Annotated in this window: 17 protein-coding genes; 2 read left to right on the top strand and 15 right to left on the bottom strand. The window is 73.1% G+C overall.

All coding sequences use genetic code 11. The features are described from left to right. Window positions 1–151: 151 nt before the first annotated feature. From ACZ6AQ_RS19885 to pgsA, 15 genes are all read right to left on the bottom strand, one after another. Entirely contained in the window at window positions 152–703 is a 552-nt protein-coding gene (locus ACZ6AQ_RS19885; protein WP_468760923.1) for an adenine phosphoribosyltransferase, read from the bottom strand. Then, window positions 700–1776 (bottom strand): protein translocase subunit SecF, encoded by a 1077-nt coding sequence (gene secF, locus ACZ6AQ_RS19880; RefSeq protein ID WP_468760922.1) that lies wholly within the window; start codon window positions 1774–1776, stop codon window positions 700–702. Before secF ends, ACZ6AQ_RS19885 begins: the two co-directional genes overlap by 4 nt. A 1-nt stretch (window position 1777) precedes the next feature. Next, entirely contained in the window at window positions 1778–3559 is a 1782-nt protein-coding gene (secD, locus tag ACZ6AQ_RS19875; RefSeq protein WP_468760921.1) for a protein translocase subunit SecD, read from the bottom strand. Between the two features lie 143 nt (window positions 3560–3702). Next, window positions 3703–4146: a preprotein translocase subunit YajC gene (gene yajC, locus ACZ6AQ_RS19870; protein WP_468761013.1), complete on the bottom strand. Its 444-nt coding sequence runs from the start codon at window positions 4144–4146 to the stop codon at window positions 3703–3705. Between the two features lie 204 nt (window positions 4147–4350). Further along, the gene (gene ruvB / locus ACZ6AQ_RS19865; RefSeq protein WP_468760920.1) at window positions 4351–5439 is read right to left on the bottom strand and encodes a Holliday junction branch migration DNA helicase RuvB; all 1089 of its coding nucleotides are present in this window, start codon (window positions 5437–5439) and stop codon (window positions 4351–4353) included. 44 nt (window positions 5440–5483) lie between these two features. Further along, on the bottom strand, window positions 5484–6113 hold the full coding sequence (gene ruvA, locus ACZ6AQ_RS19860; RefSeq protein ID WP_468760919.1) for a Holliday junction branch migration protein RuvA: 630 nt from the start codon (window positions 6111–6113) through the stop codon (window positions 5484–5486). Then, window positions 6110–6676 (bottom strand): crossover junction endodeoxyribonuclease RuvC, encoded by a 567-nt coding sequence (ruvC, locus tag ACZ6AQ_RS19855; RefSeq protein ID WP_388698416.1) that lies wholly within the window; start codon window positions 6674–6676, stop codon window positions 6110–6112. Before ruvC ends, ruvA begins: the two co-directional genes overlap by 4 nt. Before the next feature lie 109 nt (window positions 6677–6785). Further along, the gene (locus ACZ6AQ_RS19850) at window positions 6786–7538 is read right to left on the bottom strand and encodes a YebC/PmpR family DNA-binding transcriptional regulator (RefSeq protein WP_388698419.1); all 753 of its coding nucleotides are present in this window, start codon (window positions 7536–7538) and stop codon (window positions 6786–6788) included. A gap of 62 nt (window positions 7539–7600) precedes the next feature. Beyond that, on the bottom strand, window positions 7601–8191 hold the full coding sequence (pdxT, locus tag ACZ6AQ_RS19845; RefSeq protein WP_388698420.1) for a pyridoxal 5'-phosphate synthase glutaminase subunit PdxT: 591 nt from the start codon (window positions 8189–8191) through the stop codon (window positions 7601–7603). Between the two features lie 6 nt (window positions 8192–8197). Further along, complete coding sequence (gene pdxS, locus ACZ6AQ_RS19840; protein WP_388698423.1) at window positions 8198–9112, bottom strand: pyridoxal 5'-phosphate synthase lyase subunit PdxS; 915 nt, start codon at window positions 9110–9112, stop codon at window positions 8198–8200. A gap of 116 nt (window positions 9113–9228) precedes the next feature. Continuing rightward, window positions 9229–9771, bottom strand: coding sequence for a hypothetical protein (locus tag ACZ6AQ_RS19835; protein ID WP_388698425.1), 543 nt, complete (start codon window positions 9769–9771; stop codon window positions 9229–9231). Between the two features lie 11 nt (window positions 9772–9782). Further along, the gene (locus tag ACZ6AQ_RS19830; protein ID WP_468760918.1) at window positions 9783–10424 is read right to left on the bottom strand and encodes an N-acyl homoserine lactonase family protein; all 642 of its coding nucleotides are present in this window, start codon (window positions 10422–10424) and stop codon (window positions 9783–9785) included. Window positions 10425–10579: 155 nt separating this feature from the next. Further along, entirely contained in the window at window positions 10580–11734 is a 1155-nt protein-coding gene (locus tag ACZ6AQ_RS19825; RefSeq protein WP_388698431.1) for a glycosyltransferase family 4 protein, read from the bottom strand. After that, a complete protein-coding gene (locus ACZ6AQ_RS19820; protein ID WP_468760917.1) occupies window positions 11731–12690 on the bottom strand; it encodes a phosphatidylinositol mannoside acyltransferase in 960 nt (319 codons plus the stop codon). Before ACZ6AQ_RS19820 ends, ACZ6AQ_RS19825 begins: the two co-directional genes overlap by 4 nt. Continuing rightward, entirely contained in the window at window positions 12687–13349 is a 663-nt protein-coding gene (gene pgsA, locus ACZ6AQ_RS19815; RefSeq protein ID WP_468760916.1) for a phosphatidylinositol phosphate synthase, read from the bottom strand. The genes ACZ6AQ_RS19820 and pgsA overlap by 4 nt, the downstream gene beginning before the upstream one ends. 380 nt (window positions 13350–13729) lie before the next feature. Here pgsA and ACZ6AQ_RS19810 point away from each other — a divergent pair, with 380 nt between their 5' ends. Continuing rightward, a complete protein-coding gene (locus ACZ6AQ_RS19810) occupies window positions 13730–15955 on the top strand; it encodes an elongation factor G-like protein EF-G2 (protein ID WP_468760915.1) in 2226 nt (741 codons plus the stop codon). Window positions 15956–16142: 187 nt separating this feature from the next. Continuing rightward, window positions 16143–17801, top strand: coding sequence for a hypothetical protein (locus ACZ6AQ_RS19805; RefSeq protein ID WP_468760914.1), 1659 nt, complete (start codon window positions 16143–16145; stop codon window positions 17799–17801). Window positions 17802–17875 lie beyond the last annotated feature (74 nt).

Raw genomic sequence — 17875 nt, 5'->3', positions numbered from 1 at the left:
CCATCGTATCGAGCCGTGTCCCGCCCCGCTCACGCGCCCGGAGCGGACGGGCGTCCCGGGTGCCCCCGGCGTACCGGACCGGGGCACTCCGGAAAACGACGGGGGCGCCCCGGTGATTCCCGGAGCGCCCCGCGCGGGTGGAGACCCGGCGTCAGACGGTGATCAGCGCCGTGAGCGGAGCGCCCTTCAGGGCGGGCTCCAGGCGGGCGCGGCCCGGAAGGAAGCCCAGCTCCATGAGGACGGCGACGCCCGCGACCTCGGCGCCCGCGCGGCGGATGAGCTCGACGGACGCCCCGGCCGTGCCGCCGGTGGCGAGGACGTCGTCGATGACCATGACGCGGTCGCCCGCCGCCAGGTCCTCGGCGTGCACCTCGATCTCGGCGGTGCCGTACTCCAGCTCGTACGCCTGGCGCAGCGTGGCCCCGGGGAGCTTGCCGGCCTTGCGGACCGGGACGAAGCCCAGGCCCGCGCGGACGGCCGCCGGCGCGGCCAGGATGAAGCCGCGGGCCTCCAGGCCGACGACCTTCGTCGCGCCGTGCGCGGAGCACAGCCCGGCGAGGGCGTCGGTGAGCGCGCCGAACGCCTCCGGGTCCGCGAGCAGCGGCGTGATGTCCTTGAACAGCACGCCCGGCTTCGGGTAGTCCGGCACGTCGCGGATGCGGCTCAGCAGGAGGCCGGTGACGTCCGGGGCTCCCGCGGTCATCCTCGGTGCTCCTCGGTACGGCCCCGGCGGCCGGCCCGGGGGCCGACGACGGCGGTCTCGGCGCCCTCGCCGAACGCGTCCGTCCCGTCCGCCCGCTCGTCCTTGGCGGCGGCCCGCTTGGCCAGGACGCGCCGCTTGAGGTCCTTGATCGCCGGGTCGCGTTCCTTGAGGTCGGCGACGAGCGGGGTGGCGATGAAGATCGACGAGTACGCGCCGGCGGCGAGGCCCACGAACAGCGACAGCGAGATGTCGTTGAGCATGCCGGCGCCGAGGACGCCGCCGCCGATGAAGAGCAGGCCGGCGACCGGCAGCAGCGCGACGACGGTGGTGTTGATCGAACGGACCAGGGTGCCGTTGATCGAGCGGTTGGCCAACTCGCTGTAGGTGAAGCGGGCCTGCTTCTTCGTGAGGTCCTTCGTGGACTCCTTGAGGGAGTCGAAGACGACGACGGTGTCGTACAGCGAGTAACCGAGGATCGTCAGCAGGCCGATGACGGTGCCGACGGTGACCTCGAAGCCGACCAGGGAGTAGATGCCCACGGTGATGGTGAGGTCGTGGATGAGGGCGACGAGCGCCGCGACCGCCATTCTCCACTCGAAGGCGATGGCCAGGTAGATCACCACGAGGATCATGAAGACCCCGAGGCCGGTCCACGCCTTGTTGGCGATCTGTTCGCCCCAGCTGGGACCGACCAGCTCCGCCGCGATCTTGTTCTCGGCGACCTTGAGGTCCTTGGCCAGCTCCGAGCGGACCTGGTCGGACTTGTCGGTGTCGAGGCCGCCGACCTGGATGCGCAGCGAGCCGTTGCCGAGCTGCTGGACGATCGCGTCGTGGCCCGACGCCTCTTCCGCGTACTCCTGGGCCTGGCTGACGGAGACGTCCGTCTTCGGGGTGGTGAAGACGGCGCCGCCCTGGAACTCGATGCCCATGTTGAGGCCGCGGACGGCCAGGGCGACGATGGCGGTGATGGTGATCAGGACGGACAGGCCGTACCAGAGCTTGCGGTTGCCGATGAAGTCGTAGCCGACCTCACCTCGGTGGAGTCGGGCGCCGAGATCGCCGAGCTTCGACATCTCACGCCTCCTTCGGGTCGACAGGGCCGGCGGGGGCGGTGGTGCGGCGGGTGCGGCGCAGCGGCGGCTTGGCGCCGAGGCGCTTCGGGTCCAGACCGGACCACGGGTGACCGTTGCCGAAGAACTTGGTCCGCGCGAGCAGGGTCATGACCGGCTTGGTGAAGAGGAACACCACGACGATGTCGAGCAGGGTGGTCAGACCGAGCGTGAACGCGAAGCCCTGGACCTTGCCGACGGTGACGACGAAGAGCACGGCCGCGGCCAGGAACGACACGAAGTCGGAGACCAGGATGGTGCGGCGGGCCCGGGGCCAGGCGCGCTCGACGGCCGGACGGATCGTGCGGCCCTCGCGGAGTTCGTCGCGGATGCGCTCGAAGTAGACGATGAACGAGTCCGCGGTGATGCCGATGGCGACGATGGCGCCGCAGACGGCCGGCAGGTTCAGCGCGAAGCCGATGGCCGGACCGAGCAGGGCCATGATCACGTAGGTGAGGAGCGCGGAGGCGCCGAGGCTGAGGATGGCGATCAGCGACAGGCCGCGGTAGTAGACGACCAGGTAGATCACGACGAGCCCGAGACCGATGGCACCGGCGATCAGGCCGGCCTCCAGCTGGTCGCCGCCGAGCGCGGCGGTGACGGTGTCGACGCTCTGGGTCTGGAAGGAGAGCGGCAGGGCGCCGTAGGACAGGATGTTGCCGAGGTCCTGGGCGGACTGCTGGTTGAAGTTGCCGGAGATCTCGGCGCTGGCGCTGAGCGTCTGGCGCACCGAGGGGGCCGAGACGACCTCGCCGTCCAGGACGATCGCGAACCGGTTCTGCGGGTCGGTCTGCGAGGACAGCTTGCCGGTGATCGCCTGGAACTTCTTCGAACCGGCGTCCGTGAAGTCCATGGTGACGATCCACATGCCGCGCTGCTGGTCGAAGACGCCCTTGGCGTCGTCGACGTCACGGCCCTCCACCTCGGCCGGGCCGAGGATGTACTTCGACCACGCGCCCGGCCCGTCCTCGCCGCAGGCCACGGTGGGCTCGGACGGCTTGACGCCCTGGCCGGCGGCGGAGCGCTGCTTGGGGTCGAGGCAGTTCAGCGCGGTGAACTTCTGCTCGAGGGCCGCGGCGGCGGGGTCCGGAGCCGGGGTCGCCGCGGGGGTGCCGGTGGCCTTCGGCGTCGCGGAGGCCGGGGCGCTTCCGGTGGGGGTCGGGGTCGGGGCCCTGAGGGCCTCGGTGAGCGCGCGGCCCTGGGGAGGGGCGGTGGTCTTCGGAGCGGTGGTCTTCGGGGCGGCCGTCTTGCCGCCCGCGGTCGCGCCGGAGGCGGACGGCGCCGGAGGGGCCGTGGGAGAGCCGGAGGAACCGGCGGTCGGCGCGGGCTGGGGCGCCCCGCTCGTCACCGCGAGGACGGGCCGGAAGTAGAGCTGGGCGGTGGTGCCGACCTGCTCACGGGCCTGCTTCTCGTCCGTCCCCCGGGGGATGTTGACGATGATGTTCTCGCGGCCCTGCGTCTGGACCTCGGCCTCGGAGACACCCAGACCGTTGACACGGCGCTCGATGATGTCGACCGCCGTGTTCATGTTGGTCTCGTTGACCGCCGACTCCTGGCCGGGGTCGGCCTTGGCCTTGAGCGTGATCGACGTACCGCCGGCGAGGTCGATGCCCAGGCGCGGGGTGGTGTGCCCCGACCAGAACATGCCGCCGGTGAGCGCGACCATGGCGATCAGGATGAGTGCCAGGGCGCGGCCCGGCCGGCTCTGTCCCCCCGCCGGCCTTCGGCCCTTCTTCGGTGCTGCCACCTGTCGTATCTCCCTGTCCAACCACCGCGCGCCGGGTGTGCGCGCGGTGGCCACGAAGTATGTGTGGGGACCTTCCCCCGCAGACGTGGAACCGTTCCGGGGCCGCGCACTCCCGGAGGCGTGCGCGTGTTCCCCGGCCGCGACTACTTCGCGTCGGTCTCGCCGTCGGCCTTGCCGTCCTTCTGGCCCTCGACCGCGTCCGACTTCTTCGTCAGGTCCGCCTTGGGGGCGTCCTCGGCGGTGATGTCGGTGGCCCCCGTCAGGGAGGAGGCGTCGTCCGGGACGACGGCGTCGGAGTCCTGCGCCTCGTCGCCCTCGTCGCCGTGGACGATCCGGTTGTACTCGGAGTCCTCCAGGACCGCGCCGATGGCGTTCTTGGCGTAGACGGCGTGCACGCCGGGCGCGACCTCCAGGAGGACGGTCTCGTCGCCGATCTCCTTGACGGTGGCGTACATTCCCCCGATCGTGCGTACGCCGGTGCCGGGCTGCATCTGGTTGCGCATCTCCGCCGCCTGCTGCTGCTTCTTCTTCGCAGAGCGGGTCATCAGGAACATCGCCCCGATGAGCACGATGAACGGGAGGAGCATGCCGATGTTATTCACGGGACGGAAATCCTTCGCACGGTCACGGAGAACCCGCGGCCTGGTCTTCGGGGGTGGGCGCGCCGACCAGAAAGGGCGGCATCGGCGGAGTCTAGGCGAGTCCGCATCGATGGAACAACGCCCAGCATGGCACCGTGGTTCCTGCTCGGGCGACACTCCGCGCCGTCACCCGCCCGTCACCCGGGCCCCTCACGCCCCGAAGAGCCCCTGCTGTCCGCCTCCGGGCGCCGCCGGGCCCGCCGTCCCCGGCGGAACGAGCCCGAGGTGGGCCCACGCGGCGGGAGTGGCGACCCGGCCCCGGGGGGTACGGGCCAGCAGGCCCTCGCGGACGAGGAAGGGTTCGGCGACCTCCTCGACGGTCTCGCGCTCCTCCCCCACCGCGACCGCGAGGGTGGACAGGCCGACGGGGCCGCCGCCGAAGAGCTTGAGCAGGGCCTCCAGGACGGCGCGGTCGAGCCGGTCGAGGCCGCGGCCGTCGACCTCGTACACCCTCAGGGCCGCCTCGGAGATCTCCCGGGTGATGACCCCGTCCGCCCTGACCTGGGCGTAGTCGCGGACCCGGCGCAGCAGGCGGTTGGCGATGCGGGGGGTGCCGCGCGAGCGGCCGGCGATCTCGGCGGCCCCGGCCGTGTCGATCTCGACGTCGAGGAGCCCGGCGGAGCGGTGGACGACGCGCTGGAGTTCGGACGGGTCGTAGAACTCCATGTGGGCGGTGAAGCCGAAACGGTCGCGCAGCGGGGGCGGCAGGAGACCGGCCCGGGTGGTGGCGCCGACGAGGGTGAAGGGCGGCAGTTCGAGGGGGATGGCGGTGGCGCCGGGGCCCTTGCCGACGATGACGTCGACGCGGAAGTCCTCCATCGCCATGTAGAGCATCTCCTCGGCGGGGCGGGACATCCGGTGGATCTCGTCGAGGAAGAGGATCTCGCCCTCCTGGAGGGAGGAGAGGATCGCGGCGAGGTCGCCGGCGTGCTGGATGGCGGGGCCGGAGGTGATGCGGATCGGGGCGTTCATCTCGGCCGCGATGATCATCGAGAGGGTGGTCTTGCCGAGGCCGGGGGCGCCGGAGAGCAGGACGTGGTCGGCGGTGGCGCCGCGCTGCCGGGCGGCCCTGAGGACCAGGTCGAGCTGCTGGCGGACCTTCTCCTGGCCGACGAACTCGCTGAGGTCCTTGGGGCGCAGGGCCGCCTCGACGGCCTGGTCGTCACCCTCTGCGGCGGCGCCGACGATGCGCGCCTCGGCGTCGGGTGCCTCGGCGGCGGTGTCGTCGTCCCAGTTCACGGTGGTGCCTTCTCGTTCGTACGGGGCCGGTGGGGTGCCGGGGGTCAGCGGGCGCGGTTGAGGGTCTGCAGGGCGGCACGGAGCAGCTGCGGCACGGGGGCGGTGCCGGTCTCGGCGAGGGCGGCCTCGGCCTGGGGGGCGACGGCGTCGACGGCCTCCTCGGCCTCGCGGGGCGCGTAGCCGAGGCCGACGAGGGCCGCGGCGAGCTGCTCGGTCCAGGGCGCGGGGCCGGAGGCGGCGCGCCGGACGCCGGCGGGGCCGCCGCCGCCGAGGGGGGTGCCGAGCTTGTCCTTCAGCTCCAGGAGGAGCTTCTGCGCGCCCTTCTTGCCGATGCCGGGGACGGCGGTGAGGGCCTTCTCGTCGCCGGTGGAGACCGCGAGGCGCAGCGCGTCGGGGCTGTGCACGCCGAGCATGGCCTGGGCGAGGCGGGGGCCGACGCCGCTGGCGGTCTGGAGGAGTTCGAAGACCTGCCGCTCGTCGTCGTCGGCGAAGCCGTACAGGGTGAGGGAGTCCTCGCGGACGACGAGGGAGGTCGCGAGCCGGGCCTCCTCACCGATCCGCAGTCCCGCGAGGGTCGCCGGGGCGCACTGGACGGCCATGCCCACGCCGCCGACCTGGATGACGGCCGTGGTGGGGGCGAGGGCGGCGACGGGGCCGCTGACGAAGGCGATCATCGGGTTCGGCCTTTCCCTGCGGACGCGTGCCGTGCGGCCGCTTCCTGGAGACGGTTCTGGGCGGCGACGGCCTGCTGGAGGCGGTTCTGGGCGGGGGCCCGCCAGATGTGGCAGATGGCGAGGGCGAGGGCGTCGGCGGCGTCGGCCGGCCTGGGCGGTTCGGAGAGCCGGAGCAGCCGGGTCACCATCGTTCCGACCTGGGCCTTGTCGGCGCGGCCGCTGCCGGTGACGGCGGCCTTGACCTCGCTGGGGGTGTGCAGGGCGACCGGGATGCCGCGCCGGGAGGCGCAGAGCATGGCGACCGCGCTGGCCTGGGCGGTGCCCATCACCGTACGGACGTTGTGCTGGCTGAAGACCCGCTCCACGGCGACGAGTTCGGGTGAGAAGCGGTCGATCCACTCCTCCAGGCCCCGCTCGATGCCGACCAGGCGCATGCCGATGTCGGCGTCCGCGGGCGTCCGCACCACGCCGACGCCGAGCATGGTCAGGGGCCGGCCGGCGACGCCCTCGACGACGCCGACGCCGCACCGGGTGAGCCCGGGGTCCACTCCGAGTACGCGCACGTCGCCCCCTCTCTTCGATCTCCTGTTTGAGCAGGCTATCGGCTGCCACCGACAACGCAGCGGGCCGACGGGAGCGTGTCCCCGTCGGCCCGCTGCGGAAAGAGCGCGATCAGGCGTCGACCTTCGCCATGACCTCGTCGGACACGTCGAAGTTGGCGAAGACGTTCTGCACGTCGTCGCTGTCCTCCAGCGCGTCGATCAGCTTGAACATCTTGCGCGCGCCCTCCTCGTCCAGCTCGACCTGCATGGTCGGGACGAAGCTGGACTCGGCGGAGTCGTAGTCGATGCCGGCCTCCTGGAGGGCGGTGCGGACCGCGACCAGGTCGGTGGCCTCGCTGACGACCTCGAAGGACTCGCCGAGGTCGTTGACCTCCTCGGCGCCCGCGTCGAGCACCGCGTCCAGGACGTCGTCCTCGGTCAGGTCGCCCTTGGGGAGCACGACGACGCCCTTGCGGTTGAACAGGTACGAGACGGAGCCCGGGTCCGCCATGGAGCCGCCGTTGCGGGTCATGGCGACGCGCACGTCGGAGGCGGCGCGGTTGCGGTTGTCGGTGAGGCACTCGATGAGCACCGCGACGCCGTTCGGGCCGTAGCCCTCGTACATGATCGTGGCGTAGTCGACGCCGCCGGCCTCCAGGCCGCCGCCGCGCTTGACCGCGGAGTCGATGTTCTTGTTGGGCACCGAGCTCTTCTTCGCCTTCTGGATGGCGTCGTAGAGCGTCGGGTTGCCGTCGGGGTCGGCACCGCCCGTGCGGGCCGCGACCTCGATGTTCTTGATCAGCTTCGCGAAGAGCTTGCCGCGCTTGGCGTCGATCACGGCCTTCTTGTGCTTCGTCGTAGCCCATTTAGAGTGGCCGGACATCTGCCTGTCTCCTTCGCGTAACCCATTCCTGAACGAACCCCAGAGATCCTACCGGGATCGGATCAGCCCGCCGTGCGCACCATGTCGACGAACAGGGCGTGGACGCGGTGGTCCCCGGTGAGCTCGGGGTGGAACGAGGTGGCGAGCGCCCGGCCCTGCCGTACGGCGACGACGTGGCCCCCGTGCTCGGCCAGGACCTCGACGTCCGCGCCGACCGACTCCACCCAGGGGGCCCGGATGAAGACGCCCTCGACGGGGCCCCCCTCGACGCCCGCGACGGTGACGCCGGCCTCGAAGGACTCGTTCTGCCGCCCGAAGGCGTTGCGGCGGACGATCATGTCGATGCCGCCGAAGGTCTCCTGGCCCGAACGCGGGTCCAGGATCTTGTCGGCGAGCATGATCAGGCCGGCGCAGGTGCCGTAGACCGGCAGGCCCCCGGCGATGCGCTCGCGCAGCGGCTCCGCGAGGCCGAAGAGCGCGGCCAGCTTGGAGATGGTGGTGGACTCGCCGCCGGGAAGGACCAGGCCGTCCACCTCGGCGAGTTCTTCGGGGCGCCTCACCGGCCTGGCCACGGCGTCCGCCGCAGCCAGGGCGATCAGGTGCTCCCGTACGTCGCCCTGGAGCGCCAGGACACCGATCACAGGAGTGCTCATGGGTGGTTACCAGCCGCGGTTGGCGTAGCGCTCGGACGCGGGGAGGGTGTCGCAGTTGATGCCGACCATGGCCTCGCCCAGGTTGCGGGAGGCGTCCGCGACGACCTTCGGGTCGTCGTAGAAGGTGGTGGCCTTCACGATGGCGGCGGCGCGCTTGGCCGGGTCGCCCGACTTGAAGATGCCGGAGCCGACGAAGACGCCCTCGGCGCCGAGCTGGCGCATGAGCGCGGCGTCGGCGGGGGTGGCGACGCCACCGGCGGAGAAGAGGACGACCGGCAGCTTGCCGAGCTCGGCGACCTCCTTGACCAGCTCGTACGGGGCGCGCAGCTCCTTGGCGGCGGCGAACAGCTCGTTGTTGTCGTAGCCGCGCAGCCTGGCGATCTCGTTCTTGATCTGGCGCAGGTGGCGGACGGCCTCGACGACGTTGCCGGTGCCGGCCTCGCCCTTGGAGCGGATCATGGCCGCGCCCTCGGCGATGCGGCGCAGGGCCTCGCCCAGGTTGGTGGCGCCGCAGACGAAGGGGGTGGTGAAGGCCCACTTGTCGGAGTGGTTGACCTCGTCGGCCGGCGTGAGGACCTCGGACTCGTCGATGTAGTCGACGCCGAGCGACTGCAGGACCTGGGCCTCGACGAAGTGGCCGATGCGGGACTTGGCCATCACGGGGATGGAGACCGCCCCGATGATCTCCTCGATCATGTTCGGGTCGGACATGCGGGCCACGCCGCCGTCCTTGCGGATGTCGGCGGGGACCCGCTCCAGGGCCATGACGGCCACGGCGCCGGCGTCCTCGGCGATCTTCGCCTGCTCGGCGTTGACCACGTCCATGATCACGCCGCCCTTGAGCTGCTCGGCCATGCCGCGCTTCACGCGGGCGGTGCCGGTCTCGGGGGACGGGGAGGGGGTGGAAGGCGTGGTGGACACGGATACCTCACTGGTGACAACGGGGGTTGACGACAGAGTCGAGGAAACAGTCCACTCGCGGTCCACCACAAGGGCCAATGGGGACCCGGTGGATCGTTTTCGCAGGTTACGGAGGGTCAGACCGGACGATCGGCAAGGGCCACCGGCGGCTCGTCGTCCATTTCGAAGGCCAGTGGAAAGGGGGCGTGGCCCGCGAGCCGGAGCCAGCGGACCGTACGGTGGCGGCGCAGCGCCCGAGCGGCCCGTACGGCGTCGTTGTGGAAGCGGCGGGCCATCGGCACCCGGCGGACGGCCTGCGCCAGTTCCCCCACGGCCTCCTCACCGCCGGGGGCCTCCCGTACGAGTTCCATCTGCTCGGGCTCGCCGAAGACGGCCCGCAGCGCCTGGCTGAGTTCGCTCTCGGCGACCTCCCGGTGGTCCTCCTCGGCCTGCCGGGCGGCGTGCGCGGCCTCGTACAGCACGATCGAGGCGGCCGGGTCGAGGATCCCCGAGGTGGCCAGTTCCTGGGTGACCGAGGCCCGTCGGAGCAGCTGCGCGTCCAGGGCGGCGCGGGCGGCGTCGATGCGGGAGTGCAGCCGGTCGAGCCGCCCGGCGGTCCAGCTGAGGTAGACGCCGACGAGGATCAGCGCGGCGACGGTCCAGATGAGGGTTTGGGTCACGGGCGCACAGGCTACCGGGGCGGTGGCAGCACGCCGTCCCAAAGGGCGTGGTCGTGGGCGAACAGGACACGGGCCGGGCGGCCGGCGGCCAGTTCGGCGAGCCGGCCGAGCCAGGGGCGGTACGGGACGCCGAACTCGCCCGCGATGTCGTACGCCTGGCCCGCGAGGACGGTCACGCGGTCGCCGTGGTCGAGGAACAGCGACTGGTGCCCCTCGGTGTGGCCGGGCGTGGGCACGACGAGGACGCCGGGCGCGATCTCGTGCTCGCCGTCCAGCTCCTCGTACCGGACGCCGGGAAGGAGCGAGTCGATGGTGTGCCCGCCGGCCCGGGCGAGGGCGAGTTCGGCGCGCTGAACGAGGACGGGGGTGCCGGGGAAGCGCTGGTTGCCGCCGATGTGGTCGAAGTGCAGGTGGCAGTTGACGACGGCGTCCACGTCCCCGGGGCGGACGGCGAGCGGCCTGCGGACCGGCCGGTAGTGGGCGTCGGTCTCCGGCGAGCCGGTGCCCATGCCGGTGTCGAGGAGGACCGTCCCGCGCGCGTGCCGCACGAGGTAGCCGAACACGGGCTCCACGCGCGCGTGGGGCCCGCCCCACTCCTCGGCGGGGCGGGTGAAGTGCCCGAGGTCGAGCCGGTGCACGGTGATCGGGTTCATCGTCCCAGCGTGCCCCGCGGCTCCCGGCGCGAGGCGGGTTCCGCCGGGAGCGTACGGCCGCCGGTCCGGCCCGCCGCGGGCCCGTGGGCGTCGCGGGGGTCCGTACGCCCCGGGGCCCGCCCGTCCCCGGCCCCGCCGGGCGCGGTCCGCGGGCGCTACAGCCCCAGCCGCGCCCGCAGCCCGCCCGCCCGTTCGTCGGTGTCCACCGCCGCCGCGCCGGCCGTGACGGTCTCGTAGACCGAGAGGACGTCCGCGCCGACGGTGGACCAGTCGAAGCGGCGGACGTGGGCCGAGCCCCGGGCGCTCAGTTCCGCGCGGCGCTCCCCGTCGCCCAGGAGGCGGATCGCCGCCTCCGCGAGGGCGTCCGCGTCCTCGTTGGCGAAGAGTTCGCCCGCGCCGCCCTGGTCGAGGACCTGCGCGAAGGCGTCCAGGTCGGCGGCGAGCACGGGCGCCCCGGCCGACAGCGCCTCGACCAGGATGATGCCGAAGCTCTCCCCGCCGGTGTTGGGCGCCACGTACACGTCGACGCTGCGCAGCAGCCGGGCCTTGTCCTCGTCGCTGACCATGCCCAGGAACTCCACCCGGGACCGCGTCTCGGGAGGCAGCGAGGCCACCGCCTCCTCCTCGTCCCCGCGCCCTGCGACCAGGAGCCGCGTCCCGGGCCGTTCGGCGAGGATGCGGGGCAGCGCCCTCATCAGGACGGGCAGGCCCTTGCGGGGCTCGTCGATGCGGCCGATGAAGCCGAGGGTGCCGCCCTGCCACTCCTTCCTCGGCTCGGCGCGGGCGAAGAAGTCCACGTCGACGCCGTTGGGGATGACGACGGCGTCGCCGCCCAGGTGCTCCACCAGCGTGCGCCGCGCGTACTCGCTCACGGCGATGCGGGCGCTGATCTTCTCCAGGGCGGGCTGGAGGATCGGATACGCGGCGATCATGGCGCGCGAGCGCGGGTTCGAGGTGTGGAAGGTGGCCACGATCGGCCCCTGCGCCGCCCAGCAGGTGAGCAGCCCCAGGGAGGGCGAGGTCGGTTCGTGGATGTGGACGACGTCGAACGCGTTGTCGTGCAGCCAGCGGCGCACCCGCGCGGCGGAGAGGAAGCCGAAGTTCAGCCGGGCCACCGAGCCGTTGTACGGCACGGGGACGGCCCGGCCCGCGGAGACCACGTAGGGCGGCAGCGGGGTCTCGTCGTCGGCGGGGGCGAGGACGGAGACCTCGTGGCCGAGACCGATCAGGTGCTCGGCGAGGTCGCGGATGTGGAACTGGACGCCGCCCGGCACGTCCCAGGAGTACGGGCAGACGATCCCGATCCTCACGCCGTCCCGCCCTCGTTCCGCTCCGGAGCCCGCCCGTCCGCGCCGCGCCCCTGCGCGTCCCGCTCCTCCAGGTCGGCGAGCCAGAGCCGTTGCAGCATGTGCCAGTCCTCCGGGTGCTCCGCGATGCCCTCGGCGAAGGCGTCGGCGAGGGCCTGGGTCATGAGCGCGGTCCTCTCGGCCCGCGTGCCCGTCCCGGGCACCTCCACGGGCGGGTGGATCCGCCCCCTCATGACCGCGGCGCCGTCGTACCAGAGCGTCGCCGGCAGCAGCAGCGCGCCCGTCTGCTGGGCGAGTATCGCCGGGCCCGCCGGCATCCGCGCGGTCTCCCCGAAGAACGTGACCTCGGTGCCGGAGGCCGACAGGTCCCGGTCCGCGACCAGGCAGACCAGGCCGCCGGCCCGCAGCCGCCGCGCGAGCCGGCCGAAGGCGGAGCCGCCGGTGTGCGGCACGACCTCCATGCCGAGGGACTCGCGGTAGGCGACGAACCGGTCGTACAGCGACTCCGGTTCGAGCCGCTCCGCGACCGTGGTGAACGGCACGCCCAGCGCGCGGGTCGCCCAGACGCCCGCCAGGTCCCAGTTGGCCAGGTGCGGCAGGGCGAGGACGACCCCGCGCCCGGAGGCGAGACCTTCTTCGAGGAGGTGGATGTCCTTGATGTCCACCGCCCGCCCGACCTGCTCCCTGCTCCAGGTCGGCAGCCGGAAGGACTCCATCCAGTACCGCATGTACGAGCGCATGCCGGCCTTCGACAGCTCGGCGAGCCGTTCGGGCGTGGCGTCCGGCACCACGCGCGCGAGGTTGGCCTCCAGGCGCAGGACGCGCGGGCCGCGCCGTTTCCACGCGAGGTCGGCGATCCCCCGGCCGAGGCCGGCGGCCACCGGCTCGGGCAGTTTCTTCACGGTCGCCCAGCCGAGGCCGTACAGGCCGTCGGTGAGCCGGTCCTTCAGCGCGCTCATGCCGTTCCCCCGCTTCCCCCGGCCGCGGCGGCGTCCGCCTCGGCCGATTCCCGCCGTACCGTCACGACGCGCTGGCCCAGGGTGACCGCGCTGCCGACGGCCACGGCCCACAGGGCGATCGGCAGCAGCACCTGGACGCCGGGGACGCCGAAGGCGTGCAGTCCGGCGAGTCCGGCGGCGACCAGCGAGACGACGAGCCGCTCGGCGCGCTCGACGAGGCCGTTGACCGCGACGGGCAGGCCGATCGATTCGCCCCGGGCCTTGGTGTACGAGACGACCTGGCCGCTCGCCAGGCAGAAGATCGACACGGCGCACATCACGTCGTCGTCGCCCTTGCCCGCGTACCAGAGCGCGAAGCCGCCGAAGATCGCGCCGTCCGCGACCCGGTCGAGCGTCGAGTCGAGGAAGGCCCCCCAGCGGCTGGAGATCCCGGCCTGCCGGGCCATGTTGCCGTCGACGAGGTCGGAGAAGACGAACAGGGTGATGACGATGGTGCCCCAGAAGAATTCCCCGCGCGGGAAGAAGACCAGCGCGCCGGCCATCACCCCCGCCGTGCCGATGAGCGTGACCGCGTCGGGGCTGACGCCCCTGCGGAGCAGAAACGCGGCGAACGGTGTGAGGACACGCGTGAAAAAGGCACGCGCGTACTTGTTCAGCATGGCCTTCCCGAGGTTCGGTGGGCCGCGCGGCCCCTACGACCACCGGCCCGCCCATCGTAGTCACGAGCGCCCCCGGTCATCGGCGGGTGCCCGCCCGTTCGCGTCGGCGTGCCTCGGGACCGGGGCCCGGCGGGCGGGCGCCTCCGCCACGGATGGACGCCTCCCGGGGAGGGTGCCAAGCTCGAAGGACCACCACGGAAGCCGGTGCCGGGCCCGGAGGGCCGCCACGGGCACCGGCGCCGGGCCGAAGGGCCGCCGCACGCGCCACGAGGGCCGGTGCCGGGCCCCGGAGGGCCGCCGCGGGAGCCGTGCCGTACGGCGCGCCGCTCCCCGCGCCCGCGTCCCGTTCGCGCCGCGCGAGCAGTCGGGAGGAACACGTCATGGGTGACAGGGCGAAGACGGCCGCCGGGGCCGCCGGCGGGGTTCCGGCGGCCGACCGGCCCTCGGCCGTGCGGAACGTGGTGCTGGTCGGCCACTCCGGATCGGGCAAGACGACGCTCGTCGAGGCCCTCGCGCGGACCGCCGGGGCGGCCGGCCGGGCCGGGCGGGCCGAGAACGGCGGCACGGTCTCCGACCACGACGGGACCGACCGGCGGCACCACCGCTCCGTGCAGCTCTCGCTCGTCCCGGTCGACTGGGACGGGTACAGGATCAACCTCCTCGACACCCCCGGGTACGCCGACTTCGTCGGGGAGCTGAGGGCCGGTCTGCGCGCGGCGGACGCGGCCCTCTTCGTCGTCTCGGCCGCCCAGGAGGCCGACGCCGTCGCCGCCTCCACCCGTGCCGCCTGGGAGGAGTGCGCCGCCGTCGGCACGCCCCGCGCCATCGTCGTCACCCATCTCGACACCGCCCGGACCGGCTTCGCGGAGCTGACCGAGGTCTGCGCCGGGCTCTTCGGCCACGACGACCCGGACGCCGTCCTCCCCCTCTACCTGCCGGTGCGCGGCGCCGAGGGCTCCGACGGGCGCGCGCCCGTCACCGGTCTGGCCGGCCTGCTCTCGGAACGCGTCCTCGACTACTCCACCGGAGTGCGGCGGGAGGAGCCGCCCGACGGGAGGCGGGCGGAACTCGTCGCGGGCGCCCGCGCCCGGCTGATCGAGGGGATCATCGCCGGGAGCGAGGACGAGAGCCTCATGGACCGCTACCTCGGCGGCGGGCCGATCGATCCGGAGACCCTCGTCGGCGACCTGGAGAAGGCGGTCGCCCGGGGCGCCTTCCACCCGGTGCTCGCGGCCGCGCCCGCCGCCGACGGCGGTGCGCAGGGCCTGGGCACCGTCGAACTCCTGGAGCTGATCACCCGCGGCTTCCCCTCGCCCCTGGAGCACGGGCCGCGCGCCGTCACCGCCCCCGACGGGAGCGACCGGCCCCCGGTCGTCTGCGACCCCGGGGGTCCCCTGGTGGCCGAGGTCGTCAAGACCGCCTCCGACCCCTACGTGGGACGGATCTCCCTGGTCCGGGTGTTCTCCGGGACCCTGCGCCCCGAGGAGGCCGTCCACGTCTGCGGACGCGGTCCCGCGGGCCGGCGGGAAGGGAGCCGGGGGGACCGGGACCTCCACGAGGCGGACGACCGGACCGGCGCCCTCACCTCCCCCTTCGGCGGGCGGCAGCGTCCCGTGACGCACTGCGTCGCGGGGGACCTCGTCTGCGTCGCCCGGCTCGGGCACGCCGAGTCCGGTGACACCGTCTCCGCCGAGGACGACCCGCTCCTGATGGAACCGTGGCCCCTGCCGGAGCCCCTGCTGCCGCTCGCCGTCCGGGCCCGCGGCAGGGCCGACGAGGACCGGCTGTCGCAGGGCCTCGCCCGGCTGGTCGCCGAGGACCCGGCACTGCGGCTCGAACAGAACCCGGACACCGGGCAGACGGTGCTGTGGTGCCTGGGCGAGGCCCACCAGGAGGTCGCCCTCGAACGCCTCCGCGAGCACCACGGCGTCCGGGTCGACGCCGTGCCGTACGAGGTGGCGCTGCGCGAGACCTTCGGCGGCGCCTCCTCCGGCCGGGGCCGGCACGTCAAGCAGTCCGGCGGCCACGGCCAGTACGCCGTCTGCGAGATCGACGTGCAGCCGCTGCCGCCGGGCAGCGGCATCGAGTTCGTCGACGAGGTGGTCGGCGGGGCGGTGCCGCGCCCGTTCGTCGCCTCCGTCGAGAAGGGCGTACGGGCGCAGGCCGCGCGCGGGATCGCCACCGGCCACCCGCTCGTGGACGTCCGGGTCACCCTGCGCGACGGCAAGGCCCACTCGGTCGACTCCTCCGACGCCGCCTTCCAGACGGCCGGAGCCCTCGCCCTGCGCGAGGCGGCCGCCGGCGTCCCCGTCCGCCTCCTGGAGCCGGTGGACGAGGTCGAGGTCCTCGTCCCCGACGAGTACGTCGGCCCGGTCATGAGCGACCTGTCGGGCCGGCGCGGCCGGGTCGTCGGCACCGACCGGGCGGGCCCGGGACGGACCCTCGTGCGGGCCGAGGTCCCGGAGGCCGGGATCACGCGGTACGCGGTCGACCTGCGGTCCGTGTCCCACGGCACCGGGCGCTTCGGCCGTACGTACGCCCGGCACGAGCCGATGCCGCCGCATCTGGCGGAGAAGGTCCGGGAACGGGCCGAAAAGAGCTCCTGACTGACGGCCCGACAGTCGTGACCGACGGACCGGCAGCCGTGACCGCCCGTGCGGGGCGGGCGGCATTCGGCCGTCCCCCCGCACTCCGGTGACGCACGGGGCGGTACCCGGTTACGCTGGGGTGCCCAGCTCAGAAGGTGTGCGGGGCACCGCAGTTGGGAAACAGCCCGCACAGGGACTCGGCGCGATGGGGGCGGCAGTGGCGATGGACGGTTTCGGTCTCGGGGCGCAGATCCCCCTCCAGGGCTCGGACGCGCAGACGGCGGCGACCCACGCCCTCGCCTCCGCCGCGTACCGGGACGGCCCCGTCGACAAGATCCTGGAGGCCGACAACGACCTGTACAAGTCGAAGGTCACCCCGGGCAAGTGGCACAAGCTCTTCCGCCCCGACCTCGGCGAGGCGTTCTCCCACGCCGTCCAGGTGCGGATGCTCGGCGGAGCCCGCAAGGCGCTCGTCCAGTCCTTCGGCGTGGAGCCCCAGCCGGTGGTGGTCCACTGCCTCGCGGCCAACCGCATCCGCAAGCAGCGGGACGTGCGGCTGACCCTGATCACGCTCGTCTGCGGGCTCCTCTTCCTCCCCGGCCTGCTGCTCTGGCTCGCCGTCATCCAGCTCCGCCGGTTCGCCGCCGGCTCCGACAACAGGCGCACCAGCTTCCTCGGCACCGCGGTGCTCGTCGCCGCCGGGTTCCTCGCCCTGCTCGTGATGTTCAAGCTCCCCTTCGCCGGGGTGCTGCCGACCTATCTGCGCGCCATGCTGGTGGCCCCGGTCATCGGCTGGTTCCTCGCCCGCCGCGTCTGCGAGAAGACCGCCGTCGACCTGCGTGAACGCTGGAGCGCCCTGCTCGGCGGCGGCGGCATCGGCGCCAAGATCCCCGAGGCGGCGCCCCGCGACCCGGGCGAGAAGGCCGCCGAGGAACTCCGCCAGAACCTGGAGAAGCTCTCCGCCGAGCAGCAGTCCAACATCGTGTTCTACGCCGGCCCCAAGGGCATCCTCGGCCTGGGCACCCGCTGGGGCAGCTGGACGCTCGCCGAGGAGCTCGTCCCCAAGCACGGCAAGGAGATGCACGACTTCCGCGCCTGGGACGTCGTCCGCAAGATCCACGAGCAGCTCACCCTCCTGGAGCGCGGATCGCTCAAGAGCGGCTTCCCCAAGCCGACGGTGAAACACTGGATCGTCGTCCCGGTCGGCGAGGGGGCCGACGAGGTCAGCCGCCCCGAGGGCGACAGCATCGTCCACTACCAGGTGAAGCCCCACGAGATACAGCGCATCTGCAACGAACAGCAGTTCGGCGCGGGCAACCGCCACTACCTGGGCGTGCAGTTCACCCTCTGGGACGGCAACCTCGTCCTGACCATGATGGTCACCGTGACCTCGCTCCACCACACGCTCCGCGTCGAGGTCACCGGCCACGCCCTCGGCCCCGTCCACGGCCTCTTCACCCAGAAGCCGGCGGCGAAGACCAAGGTGGTCTCCAAGTCCGTCCGCTTCTGGGAGACCCGCGAGGTCAAGCTGCCGCTGACCACCACCGACGACGTCGTGCGGACGGCCGTGCGCGCCCCGCTCACCTGGTTCCCGCCGGTCCTGGAGTTCCTCGGCGGCAAGCTCGTCCTGCCGGAGCCCTTCGGCCTGCGTCACGTCTGGGCCGGTCCGCTCTGGAGGAACCGCTTCATGGCCGACGACGCCATCCGCATGGCGACGCCGGTCCTGCGCGCGGTCCACAACGCCACCATCAAGGTCCTCGACGAGCACAACGTCGACACGGACCGCTTCACCAACCGCTCGCTCGCCCTCAGCGGCGGCGTCCAGGAGGCGAGCCCCAAGAAGGCCGACGTCTACGACGCCTGACGTGGCCGTGGGGGGGGGGCGGGGCGGCGGGGCGGCGCCCCTCTACCCCTGCACTCCCATACCCTACTCTGCTG

Source organism: Streptomyces sp. NPDC041191 (assembly GCF_055591945.1).
Note: the sequence above shows the minus strand (reverse complement) of the source record. Positions and strands in the feature narration are given on the sequence as shown.

Coding starts and splice junctions, on each gene's coding strand:
- ACZ6AQ_RS19885 (WP_468760923.1), bottom strand. CDS start 703: ATGACCGCGGGAGCCCCGGACGTCACCGGCCTCCTGCTGAGCCGCATC.
- secF (WP_468760922.1), bottom strand. CDS start 1,776: ATGTCGAAGCTCGGCGATCTCGGCGCCCGACTCCACCGAGGTGAGGTC.
- yajC (WP_468761013.1), bottom strand. CDS start 4,146: ATGCTCCTCCCGTTCATCGTGCTCATCGGGGCGATGTTCCTGATGACC.
- ruvA (WP_468760919.1), bottom strand. CDS start 6,113: ATGATCGCCTTCGTCAGCGGCCCCGTCGCCGCCCTCGCCCCCACCACG.
- ACZ6AQ_RS19850 (WP_388698419.1), bottom strand. CDS start 7,538: ATGTCCGGCCACTCTAAATGGGCTACGACGAAGCACAAGAAGGCCGTG.
- pdxT (WP_388698420.1), bottom strand. CDS start 8,191: ATGAGCACTCCTGTGATCGGTGTCCTGGCGCTCCAGGGCGACGTACGG.
- ACZ6AQ_RS19830 (WP_468760918.1), bottom strand. CDS start 10,424: ATGAACCCGATCACCGTGCACCGGCTCGACCTCGGGCACTTCACCCGC.
- ACZ6AQ_RS19820 (WP_468760917.1), bottom strand. CDS start 12,690: ATGAGCGCGCTGAAGGACCGGCTCACCGACGGCCTGTACGGCCTCGGC.
- pgsA (WP_468760916.1), bottom strand. CDS start 13,349: ATGCTGAACAAGTACGCGCGTGCCTTTTTCACGCGTGTCCTCACACCG.
- ACZ6AQ_RS19810 (WP_468760915.1), top strand. CDS start 13,730: ATGGGTGACAGGGCGAAGACGGCCGCCGGGGCCGCCGGCGGGGTTCCG.
- ACZ6AQ_RS19805 (WP_468760914.1), top strand. CDS start 16,143: ATGGGGGCGGCAGTGGCGATGGACGGTTTCGGTCTCGGGGCGCAGATC.